The sequence below is a fragment of the Hydrotalea sp. genome, from assembly GCF_049968455.1.
GTDB lineage: Bacteria > Bacteroidota > Bacteroidia > Chitinophagales > Chitinophagaceae > Hydrotalea.
On record NZ_JBMFQT010000005.1, the window covers coordinates 1 to 23,192 of the forward strand.

Annotated in this window: 19 protein-coding genes, 1 other RNA gene, 1 pseudogene and 1 CRISPR repeat array; of the genes and pseudogenes, 1 reads left to right on the forward strand and 20 read right to left on the reverse strand. The window is 36.1% G+C overall.

Annotated features, from left to right (window positions below):
• Window positions 1–5 precede the first annotated feature (5 nt).
• Window positions 6–512: a CRISPR direct-repeat array (repeat unit 47 nt; unit sequence GTTGTATTCAAAGATCGAACAAAAAGAATTTGAAAGCAAATCACAAC).
• 121 nt (window positions 513–633) lie between these two features.
• The 14 genes and pseudogenes from ACP5P5_RS04615 to prfB all read right to left on the reverse strand — a co-directional run.
• Window positions 634–957 (reverse strand): annotated as a pseudogene (locus ACP5P5_RS04615) (hypothetical protein); the annotation flags it as partial.
• 397 nt (window positions 958–1,354) lie between these two features.
• A complete protein-coding gene (gene hisF / locus ACP5P5_RS04620; RefSeq protein WP_428284938.1) occupies window positions 1,355–2,143 on the reverse strand; it encodes an imidazole glycerol phosphate synthase subunit HisF in 789 nt (262 codons plus the stop codon).
• Window positions 2,144–2,148: 5 nt separating this feature from the next.
• Window positions 2,149–2,865, reverse strand: coding sequence for a 1-(5-phosphoribosyl)-5-[(5-phosphoribosylamino)methylideneamino]imidazole-4-carboxamide isomerase (gene hisA / locus ACP5P5_RS04625; RefSeq protein ID WP_428284939.1), 717 nt, complete (start codon window positions 2,863–2,865; stop codon window positions 2,149–2,151).
• An 11-nt stretch (window positions 2,866–2,876) separates the two neighbouring features.
• The gene (hisH, locus tag ACP5P5_RS04630; protein WP_428284940.1) at window positions 2,877–3,464 is read right to left on the reverse strand and encodes an imidazole glycerol phosphate synthase subunit HisH; all 588 of its coding nucleotides are present in this window, start codon (window positions 3,462–3,464) and stop codon (window positions 2,877–2,879) included.
• A 17-nt stretch (window positions 3,465–3,481) separates the two neighbouring features.
• Window positions 3,482–4,252 carry a tryptophan synthase subunit alpha gene (gene trpA / locus ACP5P5_RS04635; protein WP_428284941.1) on the reverse strand — a complete coding sequence of 257 codons (771 nt, stop codon included), beginning with the start codon at window positions 4,250–4,252 and terminating at the stop codon, window positions 3,482–3,484.
• The gene (locus ACP5P5_RS04640) at window positions 4,249–4,716 is read right to left on the reverse strand and encodes a GNAT family N-acetyltransferase (RefSeq protein WP_428284942.1); all 468 of its coding nucleotides are present in this window, start codon (window positions 4,714–4,716) and stop codon (window positions 4,249–4,251) included. The genes trpA and ACP5P5_RS04640 overlap by 4 nt, the downstream gene beginning before the upstream one ends.
• Window positions 4,717–4,719: 3 nt before the next feature.
• Window positions 4,720–5,934 carry a tryptophan synthase subunit beta gene (trpB, locus tag ACP5P5_RS04645; RefSeq protein WP_428284943.1) on the reverse strand — a complete coding sequence of 405 codons (1,215 nt, stop codon included), beginning with the start codon at window positions 5,932–5,934 and terminating at the stop codon, window positions 4,720–4,722.
• Window positions 5,935–5,940: 6 nt separating this feature from the next.
• Window positions 5,941–6,579, reverse strand: coding sequence for a phosphoribosylanthranilate isomerase (locus ACP5P5_RS04650; RefSeq protein WP_428284944.1), 639 nt, complete (start codon window positions 6,577–6,579; stop codon window positions 5,941–5,943).
• Complete coding sequence (gene trpC, locus ACP5P5_RS04655) at window positions 6,570–7,361, reverse strand: indole-3-glycerol phosphate synthase TrpC (RefSeq protein ID WP_428284945.1); 792 nt, start codon at window positions 7,359–7,361, stop codon at window positions 6,570–6,572. The genes ACP5P5_RS04650 and trpC overlap by 10 nt, the downstream gene beginning before the upstream one ends.
• A gap of 26 nt (window positions 7,362–7,387) precedes the next feature.
• Window positions 7,388–8,380, reverse strand: a complete 993-nt coding sequence (gene trpD / locus ACP5P5_RS04660; RefSeq protein WP_428284946.1) for an anthranilate phosphoribosyltransferase — start codon at window positions 8,378–8,380, stop codon at window positions 7,388–7,390.
• A gap of 36 nt (window positions 8,381–8,416) precedes the next feature.
• Window positions 8,417–9,028: an anthranilate synthase component II gene (locus tag ACP5P5_RS04665; protein WP_428284947.1), complete on the reverse strand. Its 612-nt coding sequence runs from the start codon at window positions 9,026–9,028 to the stop codon at window positions 8,417–8,419.
• A 50-nt stretch (window positions 9,029–9,078) separates the two neighbouring features.
• Window positions 9,079–10,497, reverse strand: a complete 1,419-nt coding sequence (locus tag ACP5P5_RS04670) for an anthranilate synthase component I family protein (protein WP_428284948.1) — start codon at window positions 10,495–10,497, stop codon at window positions 9,079–9,081.
• 210 nt (window positions 10,498–10,707) lie between these two features.
• Window positions 10,708–12,921, reverse strand: a complete 2,214-nt coding sequence (locus ACP5P5_RS04675) for an alpha-N-acetylglucosaminidase (protein WP_428284949.1) — start codon at window positions 12,919–12,921, stop codon at window positions 10,708–10,710.
• A gap of 95 nt (window positions 12,922–13,016) precedes the next feature.
• Window positions 13,017–14,106, reverse strand: a protein-coding gene (prfB, locus tag ACP5P5_RS04680) for a peptide chain release factor 2 (RefSeq protein WP_428285121.1) whose coding sequence is annotated in 2 segments (ribosomal slippage) — window positions 13,017–14,057 and window positions 14,059–14,106 — 1,089 coding nt in all. Because the reading frame shifts where the segments join, the coding sequence is not laid out codon by codon here.
• Between the two features lie 215 nt (window positions 14,107–14,321).
• On the opposite strand from prfB, the gene ACP5P5_RS04685 reads away from it, so the two are divergent.
• Window positions 14,322–14,822 (forward strand): hypothetical protein, encoded by a 501-nt coding sequence (locus ACP5P5_RS04685; protein WP_428284950.1) that lies wholly within the window; start codon window positions 14,322–14,324, stop codon window positions 14,820–14,822.
• 1 nt (window position 14,823) lies between these two features.
• Here the strand turns inward: ACP5P5_RS04685 and rnpB are convergent.
• The 6 genes from rnpB to ACP5P5_RS04715 form a co-directional block, all read right to left on the reverse strand.
• Window positions 14,824–15,172: RNase P RNA component class A (gene rnpB, locus ACP5P5_RS04690), an RNA gene on the reverse strand.
• Window positions 15,173–15,187: 15 nt separating this feature from the next.
• A complete protein-coding gene (locus ACP5P5_RS04695) occupies window positions 15,188–15,889 on the reverse strand; it encodes a dienelactone hydrolase family protein (protein WP_428284951.1) in 702 nt (233 codons plus the stop codon).
• A 10-nt stretch (window positions 15,890–15,899) separates the two neighbouring features.
• Window positions 15,900–16,934: a Smr/MutS family protein gene (locus ACP5P5_RS04700; protein WP_428284952.1), complete on the reverse strand. Its 1,035-nt coding sequence runs from the start codon at window positions 16,932–16,934 to the stop codon at window positions 15,900–15,902.
• Between the two features lie 149 nt (window positions 16,935–17,083).
• Window positions 17,084–20,608, reverse strand: a complete 3,525-nt coding sequence (smc, locus tag ACP5P5_RS04705; protein ID WP_428284953.1) for a chromosome segregation protein SMC — start codon at window positions 20,606–20,608, stop codon at window positions 17,084–17,086.
• Between the two features lie 196 nt (window positions 20,609–20,804).
• Window positions 20,805–21,245 (reverse strand): DUF3276 family protein, encoded by a 441-nt coding sequence (locus tag ACP5P5_RS04710; RefSeq protein ID WP_428284954.1) that lies wholly within the window; start codon window positions 21,243–21,245, stop codon window positions 20,805–20,807.
• 93 nt (window positions 21,246–21,338) lie between these two features.
• Window positions 21,339–23,189 carry an ABC transporter ATP-binding protein gene (locus ACP5P5_RS04715; protein WP_428284955.1) on the reverse strand — a complete coding sequence of 617 codons (1,851 nt, stop codon included), beginning with the start codon at window positions 23,187–23,189 and terminating at the stop codon, window positions 21,339–21,341.
• Between the last annotated feature and the right edge of the window lie 3 nt (window positions 23,190–23,192).

Consider the following 23,192-nt stretch of genomic DNA (forward strand, 5'->3'; position numbering starts at 1 on the left):
TCTACGTTGTATTCAAAGATCGAACAAAAAGAATTTGAAAGCAAATCACAACAAGGCATAGTAACCTATAAGCCGCCATCTGGTTGTATTCAAAGATCGAACAAAAAGAATTTGAAAGCAAATCACAACATTTCGATAAGTTGCAAATTATACCCGTTGGTTGTATTCAAAGATCGAACAAAAAGAATTTGAAAGCAAATCACAACGTATTTATTAGTGGTTAATACTGGTTTTAGTTGTATTCAAAGATCGAACAAAAAGAATTTGAAAGCAAATCACAACTATTTACTAAAAAATGAATTGGGCAAAGCGTTGTATTCAAAGATCGAACAAAAAGAATTTGAAAGCAAATCACAACTAAGTGTTTTACTTTTTTCATCTGTATAGGGTTGTATTCAAAGATCGAACAAAAAGAATTTGAAAGCAAATCACAACATATATTCTGCTAATGGTAAAAATTTCTCTGTTGTATTCAAAGATCGAACAAAAAGAATTTGAAAGCAAATCACAACTAGTGTTCTAACTGGCCCAAATCCTAATCAATCCATTTTTATTTCGGGTATTACATCACCCAAAATTCGTTTTTGAATGCTTAAAAAAAGCTGGGCAAATAATGAGTTCGTAGTTCAGTTTTTACTTTTCAAAAATGTTTTTAATACTTTCAATTGTTTGGCGTTTTAAAGCATCGTAAAGCACAGGTCTATCGTTTACATCCATTGGCATAAATTTCCGCTTGGGCAATCTCATTTGTTTTGTAAATGCTTTCACAGCCACAGTTTTAACGCCTTTTGTGGTTTTAATAGTGCGTGTATGAGCTTTTACGTTGGCTGTGCCTTCATGGCCTTCATTATGAGCTTTTGCGTAAGGGATATAAGTGCGCACCACAACCCTACCCAATGCCACATTAAAATGAATGCTATCTTTTAAATGGCCGGTTAACCGAAGTATACTACCTCCTAAACGAGTTTTTTTTAAAGGTGTGCAAGCTTAAAAGGTGGCACCTTGCCAACCTTGTGCACGAAAATTATCATTAATAAACCTAATGGCTATAGCACCCATTTGTTTAGGTCATTGACCGGCTACATAGGTTTTAAATTACTCGTTTTTTGCAACAAATTTTGGTTAAATTCTTCCGATGTCATAATTTCAGCATTGTAAAGATAATTACGGAAAGGAGTGTTTAAAGATCACTGGCCTATGGGTAATTATCTTTATTTTTTTAATATTAAAATACCTTTTATTACTCCCCAAAGTCTTATATCGGTTAACTTGTAAAAAGTTGCATTCAAAGATCGAACAAAAAGAATTTGAAAACTAAACTGTACAAATTTCAGTGTATGCATACAAAACGCATTTACAACCTTACCGAAATATTTCGTTCATATAAATATTCTTTTAAAGCGGGTATAGCTATTTCTTTAAAGTGAAAAATGCTGGCTGCTAATGCAGCATCGGCTTGTGCATCCTTAAATACAGCTTCAAAATGTTGCATGGTTCCTCCACCCCCGCTGGCTATTACCGGGATAGGTAATTGTGTACTTAATGTTCGGGTAATGTCTAGCGCAAATCCTTGCTTGGCACCATCGTGATTCATTGAAGTTAATAAAATTTCACCGGCACCTAATTCACAGGCTTGTTGGGCCCAGGTGGTACAAAGGGTGTTGGTAGCTGTTCTTCCTCCGTTTAAATAAACGTACCAATTACCATCACTTTCTTGTTTTATATCAATGGCTACCACCACAAACTGACTGCCAAATTCATTGGCTAATTGAGTAATTAATTTAGGATTTTTATAAGCGGCTGTATTAATAGACACTTTATCGGCACCATTGTGTAATAATACCGATGCATCTTCAACACTGCTTACACCGCCCCCAACAGTAAAAGGAATATTAATATGTGCTGCAATTCTGTTGGCTAATTCTTTGAGTGTTTTACGTTTTTCAACTGTAGCGGTAATATCTAAAAATACCAACTCATCAGCTCCTTGTTCGGCATAAAAGGCACCTAACTCAACAGGATCACCGGCATCGCGTATTTGTTCAAAATGAATACCCTTTACCGTTCTTCCATCTTTAATATCTAAACAGGGAATAATGCGTTTGGTTAAGCCCGATACCGTTTGTATTTGTTTTGTTTCCATTGTTATTAATTAAACTGAACCAACTGATTTAAAGCTATTTTATTTTCATAAATGGCTTTACCTACAATAGCACCACTGCAACCAATATGTTGCAAATGCAACAAATCGTCTACACTACTAATGCCACCACTGGCAATTAAATGTAAATGGGGCAATGCTTTTATTAAACTTTCATACAACTCAATGGCAGGCCCTTCTAAACGACCATCCTTACTTACATCGGTACAAAAAATTTGTTGTACACCCAACTGCATATAATTTTTCATGAATTGTTGTACGGGTAACTCAGTAGTATTTAACCAACCATTGATGGTGATGTAACCGTTTTTTACATCGGCACCCAATAAAAATTTATCTACCCCAAATTCTGCTAACCATTCAGTAAATAAGTCTTTTTGCTTTGCAGCCACACTGCCAACCGTTGCGTACCTTGCCCCTGCATTCAGCACGGTGCTTATATCATTAGCGGTTTTAATTCCACCACCAAAATCAATGATTAGTTGTGTATGATTAGCTATTGTTTCTAACACTTTCCAATTGGTCACTTTTCCGGCTTTAGCTCCATCTAAGTCAACTAAATGCAAACGTTGAATACCGGCAGCTTCAAACGCTAAGGCAACTTCTAAGGGATTTTCGTTGTAAATTTTTTTTTGTTGATAATCACCTTCCGTTAATCGAACACATTTTCCATCAATAATATCTATAGCGGGTATAATTTCCATACGTGTAGTTTTTATAAAGCCATAAAATTTTTCAATATTTGTTCACCTACAGCAGCACTTTTTTCTGCGTGAAATTGTACACCATAAAAGTTATTGTGATGTATGGCAGATGCATAAGGTTCAACATAATTAGTAGTAGCAATAGAAAACTTGTTTTGAGGAACATAATAACTATGCACAAAATAGCAATAACTGTTTTCAGGCACCTGATGCATAAGGGGCGATGATAAATTATAAATACTATTCCAGCCTACTTGGGGCACTTTTAAGTTGGATTGTGTATTGAATTTTTTCACAGTTAAATTGAAAACACCTAAACAATCGGTATTATTTTCTTCGGAAAAAGAACATAACAACTGCATACCTACACAAATGCCTAACAGTGGTTGTTGCAAAGTTGGAATTAACAAATGCAGATTATTTTGTTGCAAACTTCGCATAGCACTGCTGGCCTCACCTACTCCGGGGAATATAACTTTATCAGCACTTTTTATTGTAGCATGATCGTTTGAAAGTATTGCATTAACGCCAATTCGTTGCAAGGCATATTGTACACTTTGTATGTTGCCGGCGTTGTATTCTATAATTACTACTTTCATGAAAAAAAATTATTGCTTTACTTTAAAATATTCTCTAAAAATTGTTTTGTAGTTGCAGCAATATCGGTTGAACTGCCCAATGCCTGAATGTAAGCGCTACCTATAATAGCACCATTGCTGTAGGTACAAGCTGTTGTAAACGTACTTTTATCCTTTACACCAAAACCCACCATAATGGGGTTTTTGAGTTGCATGGCCTGTAAGCGTTGTAAATAGGTATTCACCTCATTAAAATTTTTATCTTTTCCGGTAGTAGCCGATGAACTTACCGCATACAAAAATCCTGAACTTAATGCATCCATTTTTCGAATACGTTCTTCAGAAGTTTCAGGTGTGATTAAAAATATAAAGTCAAGTTGGTATTTTTTTATAACAGCCCCATACATATTTTCAAATTCGTACTCGGGCAAATCGGGTAATATTAACCCATCTACCCCTACTTCAGCCGCTTTTTTACAAAATGCTTCAAATCCATATTGAAGAATGGGATTCATATATCCCATTAAAATAATAGGAATGTGTATGGTTTTTCTGCAATCTTTCAGTTGATCGAATAATACTTTGATGGACATACCATTTTGTAAAGCAACACTACTGCTTTGCTGAATTACCGGCCCATCAGCCAAGGGATCGCTATAAGGCATTCCTAATTCAATTAAATCGGCACCATATTGCTGTAATGCCTGCATTATTGTTAATGTACTATTCAATTGAGGATAACCTGCTGTGCAATATACATTAAGTACATTTTTGGGTTTATTTAAAAATGTTTGAGCAATTCTTTTCATAATGTACAATTATTTTGCATGTATAATTTAATGGCATCGTTATTGGGAATGGTAACAAAACCTAAATTCGAATATAGTTTTTGAGCTCGGGTATTTAAGCGTAATACCTCCAATGCCACTTTTTTGCCAGAAGTTTTTGCTTGTTGAATTTGTTGTTGCACCAAAAAAGTTCCAATTTTTTTGTTTTGAAAATCGGGATGAATATATAAACTGCTGATAAAAATTTTATCCTTGTCTTCAACCAATTCAATAGTACCAACCGGTTGTGCTTGCCACAAAATAATTTGGGTTTGATTGGGATGAAAATTTTCTGCATGAAATTGTTGTTGCACTTGTTCATCCCAACCCCAAATAGCTTTTACATAATGAAATAGTACTAACTTTTTTAGTTCATAAAAAAATTGGCTATCAGCAGGTGTACATTGTCTTAAACTTAATTCCGGAAGTGTAATATTGATGTGCATTTTCTAATCAATTTTTTGCATAGCTTGCATGTAAGTTGCCAAATCTTTATCACCACGTCCACTTAAGCATAACACTACCACATCATTCGGTTTAAACGAAAGTTGTTTTAATGCTGCAAATGCATGTGCTGTTTCTAAAGCAGGTATAATACCTTCTAATTTTGTTACTTCAAATGCAGCTTCTAATGCTTCCGCATCGGTTGCGCTTAAAAATGTAGCCCTGCCAGATTCATATAGATTGGCATGCAAAGGTCCAATACCAGGATAATCTAGTCCCGCAGAAATGCTATGTGGTTCTACAACCTGTCCATCATCGGTTTGCATTACTAAACTTTTACTACCATGTAAAATACCGGGTTTACCCAATTGTGAGGTTGCCGCACTCATACCACTATGAACACCTAAGCCTGCAGCTTCTACTGCAATTAGTTGCACAGACGTTTCGTCTAAAAAATGATAAAAAGCTCCGGCGGCATTACTACCCCCACCTACACAGGCTATTACATAAGTAGGTAATTCACTACCTGTTTTTTCTTTTAATTGCCAACGAGTTTCCTCACTAATTATGCTTTGAAAACGAGCTACCATATCGGGATAAGGATGTGGACCAACTACACTTCCAATTACATAATGTGTATTTTCCGGATGATTAATCCAATCGCGTATAGCCTCATTAGTAGCATCTTTCAAAGTTTTACTACCGCTTGTTGCCGGCACAACTTTAGCACCCAACATTTGCATGCGAGCAACGTTAGGCGCCTGACGTTCAATATCTTTTTCGCCCATATACACAATGCATTCCAACCCCATTAAGGCACAAACAGTAGCTGTTGCCACTCCATGTTGGCCAGCACCGGTTTCTGCAATAATTCTTTTTTTGCCTAAACGTTGTGCCAATAATACCTGACCGATAGCATTATTAATTTTATGAGCACCTGTATGGTTTAAATCTTCTCTTTTTAAGAAAATACGGGTACTATGTAAAGCACTTAAACGTTCTGCTAAAAACAATGGTGACGGTCTGCCTACATAATCGCGTAATAACTGATGAAATGCAGCCACAAATGAAGGCTCGTGCATAATTTCTAGATATCGACTGCGCAATTCTTCCACATTTCTATGCAACATTTCGGGAACGTATGCACCCCCAAACTGACCAAAATAGCCATTTTCATTGGGATGCGTATAAGAAACGGAATTTGTATTAATTTGATTCATAATTATTTATAATATATTTACTTGATTAAAAAATTGGTGCACCAAAGCTAAGTTTTTTATGCCCGGTGTTATTTCAAATTTGCTATTAATGTCAAAAGCAAATAAATCTTTTGCTACACTATCCTGCATGAAGTTTTGCAATTCAGGCACGTCATCCGGTTGAATACCACCACTTAATAAAAATGGTTTCCGGATAGAAAGACCTTTCAACATATTCCAATTAAATTTTTTTCCGGTTCCTCCATACCCAACACCCTCTGTATCGAATAAAAAAATATCTACTACATCTTGATAGTCTTTAATTTTCCAAAGTATGTTATCGTTTTCACTAATACGAAATGCTTTAATGGTAGTTACATAATTCGATAAGTTTTCACAAGCACGTGGTGTTTCATCCCCATGCAACTGAATAAGGTATAAGCCACATTCATCTACCATTTTCAAAATGGTATCTTCTTTTTCATTTACAAAAACACCCACTTTATTGATGGTACCTTTTACCTTTTTAATAGCCTCGGTTGTATTATTGTTTAACACATACCTTGGGCTTTTAGGATAAAAAATAAAACCGCAGAAATGCACTCCCCAATCATTCAACTGGCGAACTTGATTCATGTCGGTTAGGCCACAAACTTTTAAGCGCATGTTGACTGTTTTAGTTGTTGAACAAATTGATGAAATGCCAAATTGGGATGTTCATGTTTCATAAAATTTTCTCCCATTAAAAAACCTTTAAACCCTGCTTTCTTTAATTGAAGAATCGTTTCCACTGCCGAAATACCACTTTCCGTTACCGGAACTTTTGTGCTTGGAATATGTTTAATTAAACGTAGAGATGTTTCAATGTTTACTTCAAAATTTTTTAAATTACGGTTATTAACACCAACCATATCTACCTCGTCGCAAATGTGTTGTAGTTCTGTTTCATCGTGTATTTCTAATAACACTTCTAAACCCAATTGTTTGGCTTCAACGGCCAATTGTTGCACTTGTTTGGGCGATAAGCAAGCCGCAATTAATAAAACCACATCAGCACCAATGGCTTTTGCTTCGTATAACTGATATGCATCAATCATAAAATCTTTTCGCAAAATGGGAACGGGTTGTATGCGTGCCTGAGCAAAATCTTGAAGAGACCCACCAAAAAATTCGGTATCGGTTAACACTGAAATGCCTGCAGCATATTGTGCATAGGCCTGTGTAACAGTAATTACATTGGCATATTGATGAATAAATCCCTTGGAAGGCGAACGTCGCTTAAATTCAGCTATAATTCCGGTTGAATTTTGTTGCAACAAATTATGCTTCAATGAATAAGTTGTAGCACTAAAAAAAGGCTGTTGTAGTAATTGTTCAATGGATATACGTTGTTTAGCCTGTTGTACTTCTACTTGCTTTTTTGCTACTATTGTTTCTAATATATTCATACAAATGCCTACTTTAAAAATATTCGTTATTGCAATGCTATTAATTGTTGAAGTGTGTTGTAAGCCTTACCACTTTCCAAACTTTCAACCGCTGCCGCGTATGCCGATTCATAATCAGTAAAATTTTTGGTAGCATGCAGTGCCATGGCAGCATTAGCCAATACCACTGCATTTTGTGCCCAAGTACCTTCACCTTTTAAAATGGATAAAAATATTTTTGCTGCTTCTTCAACAGAATGACCGCCATAAATATCCTGTGGTTGAACCAGGCGTTTACCCAATTGAAGTGGTGTTAATATTTGTTCACCTGAGTTGGTAATTACTTTTGTATCCTCGGTTAATGAAATTTCATCGTAACCATCTAAAGCATGAATAATGGTAAATGATTTATTGGTTTGCTGTAATAAATAATTGTAAATGCGTGCCATTTCTAAATTATATACACCAACCAGTTGATAGGCCGGCGAAGCAGGATTAACCATTGGCCCTAGCATGTTAAAAAACGTGCGTACACCTATACTCTTACGCAAAGGGGCAACCGTTTTTAAAGCGGGATGAAAAAGCGGTGCATGTAAAAAACAAATATTTACTTCGTCTAATTCTTTCTGTAAGGCATCGGCATTATTTTTGAACTTATAACCTAATTGCTCCATTACATTGGATGCACCACTAATTGAAGTGGCACCATAGTTACCGTGTTTTGCTACTTTTTGTCCTGCCCCTGCTGCAATAAAGCAACTAATGGTTGAGATGTTGAAGGTATTTTTTCCATCTCCGCCAGTACCCACTATATCTAAAGTTTGATAGCTTTCAAAGGGCAACTGTACACATAATTCCATTAATGCATCACCAAAACCTTGCAATTCCTGAATGGTAATGGTTCGCATTAAATATACCGTAACAAATGAGGCAATTTCATATTCATTATATTGGCCCTTGCTGATATTAATCAGTACTTCTTTTGCCTGTTCTCTACTCAATGTTTTATACTCAAACAAATATTGTAAAATCTTCTTCATACGTTTATCATTCAAAAAATTGATCAATAATTCATGTTATTGTTTGCCGGGAAATAACCAGTTCCGCAACATCTCTTCGCCCAAAGGCGTTAAAATGCTTTCCGGATGAAACTGCACACCCTGAACATCATAGGTTGTATGTTGAACCGCCATAATATTACCTGCTTCATCCACGGCTGTTACTTCTAATTCCTTGGGTAAAGTGTCTTTATTAATTATCCAACTATGATAACGCCCTACTTCAATAGTTGTTGGCAAATGATTAAACCAACTGTTGGATTTTGCCTTTACTTTTGGGTTTATATGAATTTCAGTAGCAACCCCATGAAACACTTTAGATAAATTGGTAAGCTTTGCGCCAAAAGCCTCACCAATAGCTTGATGCCCCAAACAAACACCAAGTATGGATTTTGTTGGCGCATATTGCCGAATAAGTGGCAACAATAAGCCAGCTTCGTCAGGAATACCCGGGCCGGGCGATAGAATTATTTTGTCAAAATCATTAATTGCTTCTAAACTAATTTCATCATTACGATAAACGGTAACGGATTGCTGTAATAAAAAGGAAACCATGTGCACCAGATTATACGTAAATGAATCATAATTGTCGAACACTAATAATTTTACCGTTTCATTTTTATTTGCCATACAAGAAATACGTTTTGTTGTTTGCCTAAATAAATAGCTAATGTTTTATTTTATTGAATGGTTGTTGCATACTGCACAGCTTTTTTCAGTGCTCCAAGTTTATTATTTACTTCCTGCAATTCACTTTCAGGAACACTTGCTGCCACTACTCCGGCACCGGCTTGATAATAAAGTGTATTGCTTCTGCTTAAAAAAGTTCGTATCATAATAGCATGATTGCAACTACCATCAAAACCAATGAAGCCAAGCGTTCCACCGTAATAACTGCGGGGTGTTGTTTCCAATTCATCAATTAACTGCATAGCTTTAAATTTAGGCGCACCACTTAATGTTCCGGCCGGAAAAGTTTTGGCTAATAATGAAAAAGGATTGGTATTAGGGGGAATATTCCCGGTTACTTCGCTTACTAAATGTATAACATGACTATAATAATGAATTTCACGGAAATGGCTTACCGTTACTTCCGTACAAATTCTGCTTAAATCGTTTCTTGCCAAATCAACCAGCATAACATGTTCTGCATTTTCTTTTGCATCTAACAACAATTGCTCTGCAGCCTTGGCATCTAAAGCATCATTGCCGGTACGCTTAAAAGTTCCTGCTATGGGGTGTACAATGGCTTTATCATCTTTTATTTTAAGTTGCGCCTCGGGCGATGAACCCATTAGTTTATAATCGCCGTAATCAAAATAAAACAGGTAGGGCGATGGATTAATACTACGCAATGCCCTGTACACATTAAATTCATCGCCAATAAAACTTTGTTGAAATCTTCTGCTTAAAACAATTTGAAAAACATCGCCCCGCTTACAATGCTGTATACCCGATTGTACCATTTGAATATATTGTGCATCAGCAATATTAGAGGTTTCATTACCGGTAGTTGCAAAGGGGAAAACCGGTACATCTTTACTTGATAATAAACTTTCTATTCGTTCCAGTTCTGATTCCAGACCGGCTATTTTGTTTTCACACAAATACAATTCATCATTAAAATGATTAATAATGATGATGTACTGATACAAGCGATACCGCATTAATGGTATAACGGGCTGGGTAGTTGCATTTTTTTGAAATTGAATGGTATCGAAAAACGGAATGGCATCATAGGCAGTATATCCATAAAAGCCTTGCGCACTTTTTACCACTTTATTTTCGGCAGGTGTAACTTCAAAACGCTGCATAAAATTCCAAACAACATCGGGTATGGATGTTTGTTGGGTAATATTCATTTTTTCAGGCTGCTCATTGGGTAGCTTAAATTCAATTTGCCGGTTGGATGAGATTTCAATACCTGCAATTGCATTAATACAAATAAAACTAAAACTGTTTTCAGCTACATGGTGGTCTGTACTCTCTAACAAAATGGTATCTCTGAACTTATCACGAATACGCAAATAAATACCCACCGGGGTATATACATCGGCAAGCATTTGTTTAACAGTGGTGGTTATTTCTAATTTTTTCATAACTAAATAACTATTTTACCTGTCCAATATTTTTTTATTCGAATGTTAAAATAAAAAGCCCCAACATTTCTGTCGGGGCTCGTAAATATATAATGCTATGTGCATGGCATTACCATCCCCGATAGAGATTAGTATGCCACCACCATATGTTATTCATTGTTTTTTTCATTGCGATGCGAAGATGATAAAGAATTATGAAAACAACAAAAATTATTTTTCTAATAAAATCATGGGCGCATATTTTGCATACAGTTGTTTGCTTATTTGCATGGTATTACCTATGGGTTTATCATTAAACTTTTGGTTGCCTTTTACCCAATTTTCTTCAAACCGAGTAAGGGTTTGGTTAAATGCCTCTTGATTAAATGCCTGATTTTGTTGCATGCTTTTTTCAATATCTTCTACAAATAACTTCCATCGTTGGCGGTAATAAGTTTGCATTAGACCTGCCCATGCCCTATTGGCATAATCTGTTAAATGTTTACCCGGCTGGCCCCAAACAGTTAAAATACGTTTAGCGTCTTCCGCATAATATTTTTTCTCATTAGATGAAGCAGCCATTTTTTCTGCATCGGCAATCCAACTACCCAATAAAAAGTTTTGATTGGTAGCAAGTAATGTATCCAAATCGCTCAACAACTGCAACATCTGTTGACCATATTCATGAACGGCAACGGCATTGTGTTGTTCATACGCTGCTGTAAATTTATCGCGTAGTACTGCAAAATAATTACCTAAAACCTGTCTTCCGGTATTCACAACATCATATAAATAAACGGCAGGTGTTTGATTATTTACAGGGGCCTGTAATAGTAAATTCCATGCCTGCAGCAAATCTTTGTTACTGTAATTAATTACGGGATTTGTAGTCCAGGTATTGTGTCCGGTTAATGCTGGGCGAGCATTGGTTAAAGTTGCACGTCCCAAACCGGCACGTTCTGCATAAGCAGTTTGCAACAAAATATTCCATGCCTTTTCAACATCGGCATTAGGTTGGCCGTAACGGGTTTTAGCCCAATTATTTACCCAATTTTGTACATTAACAGGGCCATTGCTCCAAGCTTTGTTTAATACATATACATACATAATGGGATTTACACCAAATCCTTCTAAAGTTGCACCAACTCCTTTCATATTTTCGCCACCTTTTTGAAAAGTATTTTCCATGCGTTCTTCCACTTCTTTCAAATTACCCTGCATCATAGTATTGCCTCCGAAATTGCCCAAGTAGCACCATATATAAGGCTGACCATAAAAAGCATCGGTAAATTTCCAAATCTCAGTATTGTCGCAATAATAATCTAGCAACGTCATTTTTCCTTGAGGTACAGCAGTTAAAAATGCTTTAATGCGTTCATCGGTCCATTGTTTTCTATTGTAATAAAAAATCCAACTCATTTGCAACCATTCGGCTTTGGGATCGGTTTGAAGCATTGATTCGTAAATGGTATTGGCTACCGATGCCAAGTATTGGGGTTCCCAACTGGGCGGTGTTACTTCATTGAAAGGATCGGCACCATAAATATGGCTAGTACCTAATAAGCGGGTTTGTTCGGCTAAATAGGCTTTTTGAATGGGTTTAAACAAGGAATCAAAAGGGTCTAAAAAATAACTTTGATATTGTTCACTAAAATCGCCCCATTCACCCAAGGAATGAATTTTAGCTTTAGGAAATAATTTTGCAAGTGCCTGAGGAACATGCCCTGCAAATGCAGGCAAAATGGGTTTCATGCCCAATTCTTTTTCTCGTGCTACAATTTTTTTCTGTAGTGCAAGTTGAGTATTCATCCAGTGCATGGGTAAAGGACCTTCCCATCGATCAATATTAGCCATTCTGTGCCAGGGCAAATAAGCAGGCCCGGTAAAAAAGCTTCGAATCTGCTCATCATTCAGACCAAATTTTTTCCAAACATTATACCATATGGATTCCTGGCCGGTAATGGCTAAAGGCATATTAATACCATTTAAAGCCATCCAATCAATAAACCACTGCCAATCGTTCCAATCCCACCAAGGCATGGTATAACCAAAAGTGCAGTAATTTAAAAAGAATCGTTCATTACAACGCGCTTTTAAACCTATGGATTGTTGCAATACCGGCATTTTTTCAGGTACTTTCACTCCTTCGTTTCTATACCAGGAAACATTAGCCCAACAACTATTTTTTAAATAATAATTCAGACCAACGGCCATTGCATTGACGTTATTACCCTTGATATATAAACTATTATCTTGCCAATAAATAAAAAAACTGTCGGTAGAACAATTGGGAATTTCCTGAAAGTGAATATGCGGGGCATAGTTAGGCACTACCCTTTTTGCCAATGCATTAGCAGCACTGATATTAGAACTAACAGGGGTTTGAGCAACACTTGCTACCGAAATGGCACTAACCAGCAACAGATAAAGCAATATCCTTTTCATATGTTTCATTTTATTTGTTACAACAATAGCATGCAATTCAGCATGATGTAGTTATGAAACACAAGCGAGGGTATTACAACCAACAGGTGATAAAGTTAAGCTTCTTCTTTGGCTAACATTAAATAAGCCTTAATAAATCCGTCTAATTCCCCATCCATAACCGGGCCAACATTACCCACTTCAAAATTAGTGCGGTGATCTTTTATCATTTTATAGGGATGAAAAACATAACTTCTTATTTGACTTCCCCACTCAATTTTCTTTTTTGTTGCATTAGTTGCATTAATGGCTTCCTGGCGTTTGCGTAATTCTTCTTCATACAACCTACTTTTCAGCATTTTCATAGCCATTTCACGATTTTCGCCTTGTGTACGCGCTTGTTGACACTCCACAATAATTCCCGAAGGAATATGTTTTAAGCGAACTGCCGTTTCCACTTTATTTACATTTTGACCACCCTTACCACCGCTTCGATAAAATTCCCATTCAATATCGGCAGGATTCACATTAATTTCAATAGAATCATCAATTAAAGGATATACAAATACCGAAGCAAAAGAGGTATGCCTCCTGGCATTACTATCAAAAGGCGAAATACGTACCAATCTATGCACGCCACTCTCAGCTTTTAAAAAACCATAGGCAAAGGGGCCATCAAACTGTAATGTTACACTTTTTATACCTGCTGCATCACCAGGTTGCAAATCCACCTCCGTTACCTTCCATCCTTGTTTTTCACCATACATGATGTACATGCGCATTAGCATTTCAGCCCAATCCTGACTTTCAGTGCCACCGGCACCGGGGTTTATTTGCATTAATGCAGGCAATTCATCTTCCGGCTTATTGAGGGTACTTTTAAATTCTGCATCCTCAATTATTCTAAGTGCCTGTTCGTAGGCTGCTTTTGTTTCCTCTTCAGTAGCATCACCGGCTTTCCAAAACTCAAATAAAACGGTAAAATCTTCAACAGCAGTATTTACCTGTTGAAACAAAGCCAACCAATATTCATGAATTTTAATGGTTTTCATGATGGCGGTTGCCCGCTGGTTATCATCCCAAAAACCGGGTGATAAGGATAATTGTTTATCGGTTTCTAATTTTTGTAAGCGGTTATCAACGTCAAAGAAACCTCCTCAGAACCAAAACACGGTCCTTCATAGCTTTTAATTGTTCCTGTGTCATATGGTTACAAAAATAGGGAAATGCGCTAATGAATGTTACATCTGTCAATTTGCACGCCAATTCAATTAATAAGCAAAATAAATCATGCAACATTTTTATGCATTTTTAATATCGTATCATCTGCACAAATCAGTAGTTTTATTATTTACTATCAACACCCTGTTTTTTGTGATGAGAACTAAAGCGGCATTTTATAACGGATTAAAACTTAGCTTATGCAAAAAATTATAGTAGCAATTTTAATTATAACAGTTTTTACATTGGGTGCTTGTTCGCAAAACCAATCAAACACAAAGGCCTTAGAAGCAAAGGTTGATAGTTTACAAAAACAAGTGAACAATAGTTATAAACCCGGTTTGGGTGAATTTATGTCAGGCATACAAGTACACCATGCCAAGCTATGGTTTGCAGGCATTAATAGCAATTGGAAGTTGGCTGATTTTGAAATTCATGAAATTATGGAAGCCTTAGATGATATACAAATGTATTGCACAGACAGGCCTGAATCGAAAAAAGTTGTAATGCTGCAACCGGCCATTCACAGTTTAAATAAAACCATTGCTGCACAAAATGTTCCTGCTTTTAAAAATGCATTTGTGTTTTTAACGCAAACCTGTAACAATTGCCACAGGGCCGTGAATTATAATTTTAATGATGTGGTAATACCCACTACTCCACCATTCAGCAATCAATTATTTACTGTACCCAAACAATAAAAAAGCTACAAACCTCATAAGCCGGATTCTGTTTCTACTTTATCATTTATCTGCGATAAACATTACTGTTTAACTGTTGCTGCCTACCCTGAGCCTTGAACGAGCAGCTCTTAAAACGGCTCTATACGTGGCATTGCAGCACCCAAGGTTTACCCGCAGCTATTGTTACCAATAACAGCCGTGAGCTCTTACCTCACGTTTTCACCCTCATCATACATTCAGCATGACAGTTATTTTCTGTGGCACTTTCTCTCACCAAATGGTGGCCGGCTTTTCACCGGTGGGTTGCTCTGTGCTGTCCGGACTTTCCTCCCTGTTTATTCAAACAAGGCGATAAAGCGGGTTTGTAGCCAAATGTAAAGGTATTACAAATTATTTTGAAGGAAAGCTAAACTTAAAGCCCAGGCTTCTTTTGCCGCTTTAGGATGATAACTACTTCTTTCATTGCAATGAAAGCCATGGTCGGCATAAGAAAAAATTACTTTAGCATAATCTTTTTTGGCAGCAATAAAAGCTTGCTCAACCTCATGAATATGTTCTTGCGTAATGTGTTTATCTTTTCCTCCATAAAACAATAATTGTGGGCCATGTAATTCAGCAATATGCGAAGCAAGCATTTGCATTCCGCCTCCATAAAAGGAAATGCCTGCACTCAACGGTGCCACCATATTCGCCAATAAAGCCACTCTTCCACCCAAACAAAAACCCATAGAGGCTATTTTTTTAATTTGAACATTTTGTTGGTTTTGTAACCAATGATAAGCGGCTAAAATATCTGCGGTTAACTGTTCAACAGTTAATGCCTGAAAATGTGGCGCTATTACACTAAAATCTTCATAACCGGTTGCAAAACCTGCCGGCGCTGTACGATGATACAATTCAGGTGCAATAACCACATATCCTGCCTTAGCCAAACGCTGTGCTACATCTTGAATATGATGATTCACACCAAATGCTTCCTGAAAAAGTAAAATACCCGGTTGTGGTTGATGAGTTGATTCATGTGCAATAAATGCTTGCATCTGTGTTCCATCACTTACCGGCAAAATAATATGGTCTGTTATCATAACTATTTTTTTAATATTGAAAATATATTTCTGTAGCACCATACCCATAACGGGGATGATATTGATTGATGAATGTTTTTACTTCTTTTCTCCCTTTCAGCAGATCGTGAATTTCATCACGTAACTTGCCACTGCCTACGCCGTGAATAACAATTAAAGAAGGTTGCCTGTGAGCTACCGCCAAATCGTACCATTTTTCAAACTCTTTTAATTGATACATTAGAATATCATAGTTACTCATGCTCTTCCAATCGTCTAATAATTTTTCCATGTGCAAATCTACTTCTGACCGTGGTGGCGGTAAATTTTCCCTTATCTTCTTGGCTTCATACACTTTATAACCCTGAGCAGCCAATCCGGTTAAGGCAATTTTCTCAGGTTCAGGTAAGGCATCCGGATAATGATCAAATAATAAGTATTCAATTGCCGGTTGATTATTGGCTTTTAATGCTTCAATTTTTAAAAATAATTGTTTGGCTTTTATTTTGTGCGTTACCTCAAAAAATGGGGCTTTGTTTTTTTGAGGATTTTGTAATTGAAAAGTGAAATGAAAAGCCGGTGCATCATTTACCCCTGCAAAATCTAAATCGTGCAAATAAAAATCATGGAAGGGCAATAAATTAATTTTTAAATCTAATATGCGCTCGCCTCCTAAATTGTGGCTATACTCTAAATCATAAGCAGTATTGGTTCTGTTGGAAAGATATATTTTGAATTTATCAACTATTTCATCGTTAAACTCATCAAACGAAAAAACCGGAAATAAGGAAAGCCATACTCCGTTAGCCACTTTGGCTTGATTGGGCTTTGGTTTTTCTTTTGGAATTTGGTCAACATACATTTTAGGCACCGGGTTTGGCACTGCTTTTTCTTTTAGTTGCTTACTGAACCTGTAGAAGTAGGGAAAATCAATTTGGTCGGTATAAGCAGGAAATTGTACACCGCGAACCTCAATTAACACCATTTTATCGTTAATAATTTCTACAACTTTTCCTGCTTCGTGGTTATGCAACACAATAATTTCATCGCCTACCTGATACTTCATTACTTTAAAATTTTAATATGCTTGCCTTATATAAGGCCAAATTTATTTAATAAATAGCAGACACAAATTTACAATTTATATTATGCCATCTAATAATAAAAAAAGCCGCAATTTGTTAAAAGCGGCTTTACTAGTATGGATGATTTAGATTAATTTAAACTTCTAAAGTCAACAGGTACTAATTTACTCACACCCGGCTCTTGCATGGTTACACCATAAATTACATCAACAGCACTCATGGTTTGTTTGTTGTGGGTAATTAAAATGAATTGGGAATTGCCACTAAACTGTTTAATCATTTGCGTAAACTTAGTAACATTTGCATCATCTAAAGGCGCATCCACTTCATCCATAATACAGAATGGTGCCGGTTTAATTAAATAAATAGCAAATAATAATGCTGTGGCAGTTAACGTTTTTTCACCACCACTTAACTGTGAAATTGATGAAGGACGTTTTCCACGTGGCTTGGCCATAATTTCAATACCACTTTCTGCCAAGTTTTCCGGATTTTCCAAAACCATGTCGCAAGTATCTTCATCGGAAAATAATGATTTGAATACCTTTTGAAAATTTTCGCGCACTCTATTAAAAGTTTCCAAAAATTGTTGATTGGCAGTGGTTTCCACTTCCTGAATAGTTTGTAACAAACTTTCTTTTGCCTGCACCAAGTCATTCTTCTGCTCTACAATAAATTCATAACGCTTCTTCATTTCCTGATAGGCTTCAATAGCAGTGGGGTTTACTTCACCAATGTTTTCCAAACGCTTACGCATTCTTTCACTGGTAGTTTGCAACTCTTCCAAGGTTAGCTCGGTTGTACGCGGTTGTTCTAAAATTTCTTCTAAATTAATTTTAAACTCCACATTTAAACGTTCCTTCATTCCCGCCAACTGCAATTTCAATTCGTTTAGCTTATCTTTTATTTCATTCAGCAGGTGTTCGGACATTTCTCGTTGCTTATTCTTTTGGCGAACTAATGATTCCTTTTCCTGCAGTATATTGCGCATATTGTAATAAGCCTGGTCAGCTTCGTTTAATTGCCGCTCCTCTTGTTCTTTTTGTTTCATTAACTCCAGCAACTCTTCTTCAATAATTGTAACCGCCAACTTACCTTCTTCAATTTGCGCAGAGGCTTCAGTTAATTGTTGTGCATTGTTGGTAATTTGTTTTTGCAAATCGTTTAACTGATTTTCTTTAAACTGCAATTCCTGCTTAATAGCATTTATTTTACTTTGTTGACGGGTTATTTGCAAATTAAAATCGTTAAACTGCGCAGTAGCAACATTATAATCTTGTTCTGCTAATTGATAGTCTTGCTCAATCATGGCCATTTCGTTACCTAAAGCCTTTAATTGTTCATTTAATTCTGCTAAATTTTGGCGGGTTGTAGCAATGCTATCTTGCTCATCTTGCATGCGTTGCTCAATGTCATCTAAACGTTGAGTGGTTTGTTGCTGTGAGTTGTTTAAATTTTCAATTTTATTTTTTGTTGCAAACACTTGATTAATGAGCTGATTAATTTCATTTTCAGTGCTGCGTATCGTTTGTTCTTTCAGTTGTTGATTAAATCCAACCACTTTTTCATGATTATGTTGAATGTCGGCTTTCAACAAATTAACCACAGCTTCCTGTGCTTGAATTTCTTCTTCCAGCTTTTCTAAGTTTTTTGCACGACCAATTTTTTTACCTTCAAATAGTCCAACACTTCCACCGGTTAAGGTGTACTTTCCTTTCACTATTTTACCGGATTTTTCCAAGATGATGACATCAGAATTTAAAGTCTGTTCGAATACGTTTTCAGCGTCAGCAATGAACACATTGCCCAATAAATAAGTTGCCAGAGCTTTGTATTGCTCATCTACCTCAATAATATCCATTGCAGCAATGGTTTGAGCGGGTTGAGCAACATTGGTTTGAAAATTCCTGAACTTATCTAACATAAAAAAGTTCGCTTTACCTTTATTGTGTTGGTGCAATAAGTTTACGGCTTTTAAACCTTCTTCCAAATTATTTACTACAAAATAATTTAAGTAAGGCTCTAAAACATTTTCCACTGCTGCCCTATATTCTTCCTGCACATAAATAATGTCTGACAAAATGGGGGCCGAATGATTCCAATCAGCATTTTTGCTCAAAAATTTAATACTTTCAGGATAGCCTTCCATTGAATCAATTAAACTTTTCAGCAGGTTGTATTCATTTTTACGGGCATCTAACTTACGGCTTTCCTCTGCCAACTGATTCCGCAAAACTTCTAATTCCTGTTGGGTTTCCAATATCTGCTGTTTGGTTTTTTCGTGTTGTTCTTGCATTTCCTGCAATTGCAAGCGCTTATTGGCCAAGTTATTTTCTTTTTCCGCCAATTCAACAGTTAATTGCTGTAATTGCAATTCGCGATTTTGTTGCTCAGTTTGTAATTGTATTTGCGAACGCTGCAAGTTTTGAATAGAAGTATCGGCAACAGCTACTTTTTTCTCTGCATCAAACTGTGAACGTTGTATTTGTTGATATTGCTGCCTCAATTGATCAACACCGGCACGCTTCTCGTCAAAAATTTGCCTTTTCTGTTCTACCTCAAATTTTAAATTGGTTAAACCTGCTTGCATTTCAGCCAGCTTATTTTCTTCATCTTTTATTTGGCTGCGACTAAACACCAATGATTCATCAATACCCTTCAGTTGGCCTTCGGCATTTTGTAAAAATTGTTTTAACCCGGTTTCTTTTTCTTTTAAAAATACTAGCTTCTGAGCTGCCAAATTTTTATCGCTTTCTTTTGTTCTTAGTTTTTGCACCAGTTCATTAAACTGATATTGCATGCTTTGCAAGGTCCTTTCTTTCTCAACAAAACCTACTTTTTCCTGTTCTAACTCAGCTTCCATGCCCGCAACTTCTGCTTCTAACCTAATTTTTTTATCGGTTTCAATTTCTTGTTGCTCATTTAGTTCTTTATAAGTTAAATTAAACCCTTCTAATGAAGCTTTAGCCAGCTCAACAGCTATCAGTTTATATTCTTTTTTTATTTCGTAAAACTTTTCTGCTTTTTTGGCCTGGCTTTCTAATGATTTTAGCTGGTTATGAATTTCGAATAAAAGGTCTTCAATACGGGCTAAATCTTGCTCAGTTGCATCTAATTTTGATTTGGCTTCTTTTTTTCTGGTTTTATAAATAGTGATACCGGCAGCCTGTTCTAACATTCGGCGACGGCTATTTTCCTTGTCGTTAATAATATCGTCTACCATACCCAATTCAATAATGGCATAGCTGTCGGTACTAACTCCGGTATCTAAAAACAGGTTATGAATGTCTTTTAAACGACAGGCTACATCATTTAAACGGTATTCACTATCACCATTCTTGTAAAAACGGCGGGTAATGGTTACTGTACTAAACTCAGTAGGTAATAAATTACGGGTATTCTCAAACGTTAGGCTAACTTCTGCAAGGCCACTAGGGCTCCTTGTTTTAGAGCCATTAAATACCAATGCTTCTAAATTCTCGCTTCGCAGCGACGATATTTTTTGCTCGCCAATTACCCAACGTATACTATCAATAATATTACTTTTTCCACAGCCATTGGGCCCAATGATGCCGGTAATACCTTCATCAAAGTTAACCACTGTTTTGTCGGCAAAACTTTTGAAACCTTTAATTTCTAATGACTTTAATCGCACAGCACTATAATTTTTTAGTACCTGCGAACATAGCTAAAAACCTTTAAAAATGTATGTGTTTTTATATTTTGTGGAGAACTGGCAAGAAAATGAGGAAAAGTAATTTTTTGCCGTTTTGTAGACTGTTTTACATAGAAAAAACCTTACTTTAAGGCTATTTCCCAAAAAGTAAGGCTTCCTGTTATTATAGAATAATTTACCATTTGTCTACTTCTTCGGTACTATCATTGTTTAAAGAAGTAACATTGGTTTCGCTTGTTATAATTTCAATGGTATTTCCTTGTTCATTTGAGCTAACAGCAACAAAAGTGCTTTGTTCAGTTGCTTCATATCCATCTCCTTCAGGATATTCATGATTAAATGCATCGAAATCGAAATCGGGCATTAAATCTGTTTTCACAAAATCAATGGCTTCGTTTAAGGCTTTTATGAATTTATTAAAATCTTCTTTGTACAAAAAGATTTTGTGTCTGTCATAACCATTGTCATCAAAACGTTTGCGACTTTCAGTAATGGTTAAGTAATAATCGTTGCCTTTGGTGGCTCTTACATCAAAAAAATAGGTTCTTCTTTTTCCGGCTCTAATACGTTTGCTATAAACGCTTTCCATTTTTTTTTCGTTATTCTCGTACGCCACAGTTGTAAAGATTTTGGTTACTGAATGAATTGTGCAGGCAAATATAGTATTGTTTACGAATTACCAAAATTTAAGGTTAAAAGCTTTTTATGATTATGCTTGCTGCATTTTTTCTAAAACTTGAATTCTGTATAGCTCTGCATAATACCCGTTGTGTTGTAGTAGGCTTTCATGAGTGCCTTCTTCAGTAATAACCCCATCTTCCAATACTACAATTTTATCAAACCGAAAAGTAGAAAATATGCGGTGGGTAATAATAATCCCTGTTTTATCTTTTAAAAACTGATATAAATTGGTTACAATTTCATTTTCGGTTTTCGCATCAACAGCGCTTAAACAATCATCAAATACAATAATTTCAGGTTGTTTAATTAATGCCCGGGCAATTGAAATACGTTGTTTTTGTCCGCCGCTTAAGGTTACACCGCGTTCACCCACCATGGTATCATATTGTTTTTCAAACCGCATAATTTCGTTATGCACGCTGGCATTTTTAGCAGCTTCTTCTACTAAATTTCTATCAATGCTGCCTTTTTGCCCAAATGCAATGTTGTTTGCAATGGTATCGCTGAACAAAAACACATCTTGCGGAATATAACTGATTTCGGTACGCAATGTTTTTAAAGGAATATCCTGCACTTTCATCCCGCCAATGGTAATATTACCTTCATCGGGATTATAAAAGTGTAACATTAATTGTGCTATGGTTGATTTTCCGCTGCCTGTTCTTCCCAATAACAACACTTTTTCACCCGCTTTAATTGATAAATTAAAATGGCTTAATGCTTTGATGCCGGTATTAGGATAGGTAAAACTTACGTTTTGAAAATGAATTTCGCCCGAAACATGCACCGGTTTAACATTGGGATGATCTTTAATGGCAGGTTCTGTATGCAAAAATTCATTAATTCGTTTTTGTGAGGCTGCTGCTCGTTGTATCATACTAGCTGTCCATCCAATGGCACTTACCGGAAAGGTTAACATGTTAATGTAAATAACAAATTCTAAAATGGTACCAGCACTTACGTTGTATTGTTGATGAATTAAATACCATCCACCAATGGCAATGGTTAGTAAGGTACTAATACCAATTAACAGCGTCATGGAAGGAAAGTAAATAGCTTCAACCCTAGCCAAACCAATGGCATTTTTTTTATAGTCTTCACTATTGTCATTAAAAAAATGCAACATTGATTTTTCCTGCACAAATGATTTAATAACACGAATACCGGAATAAGATTCCTGGGCAGCAGTGGTTAAATCGGATAATAATGCTTGAATTTTTTCGCTTTTACGGTTAATGATTGTATTAACGTAATAAATGGTAACCGCTAAAATAGGCAAAGGCGATAAAACATATAAGGTTAAATGCCAGTTTGTTTTAAACATAAAAAACAAACAAAAGCCAATAGTTGCAGCCAAGTTAATAAAGTACATTACTGCAGGGCCTACATACATACGAACCCTGCTAACATCTTCAGTAATTCGGTTCATTAAATCACCGGTACTGTGGGTTTTATAAAAAGCGGCATCTAACTGTTGATAATGTGTAAATATTTCATTTTTCTGGTCGTATTCAATGTGGCGACTCATTACGATAATGGTTTGCCGCATTAAAAACATGAAAAATCCCCCTATTAATGCCAATAAAAACAAAATAACAGCACTAATTAAAATATTGGTGGTAATACTATTTTTATGAGTTTGTGTTAAATGAATGAATTGCTGTACCAAATAATCATAGTTCGCAATTCGTTTGTTTTCTGTTGCAGTATTAGCGGCAGTTTGTTGGCGAATTAATTGTTCCGCCTGGTCAACCACATAGCCTGAAACCTGTGGAGCCAGAATTCGAAAATAGTTGGATAAAACAATGAATAAGATTCCCAGTAAAAACCGGGTTTTGTATTTCCAGAAATACTTATTAATTACCGCTAAATGTTTCATTTG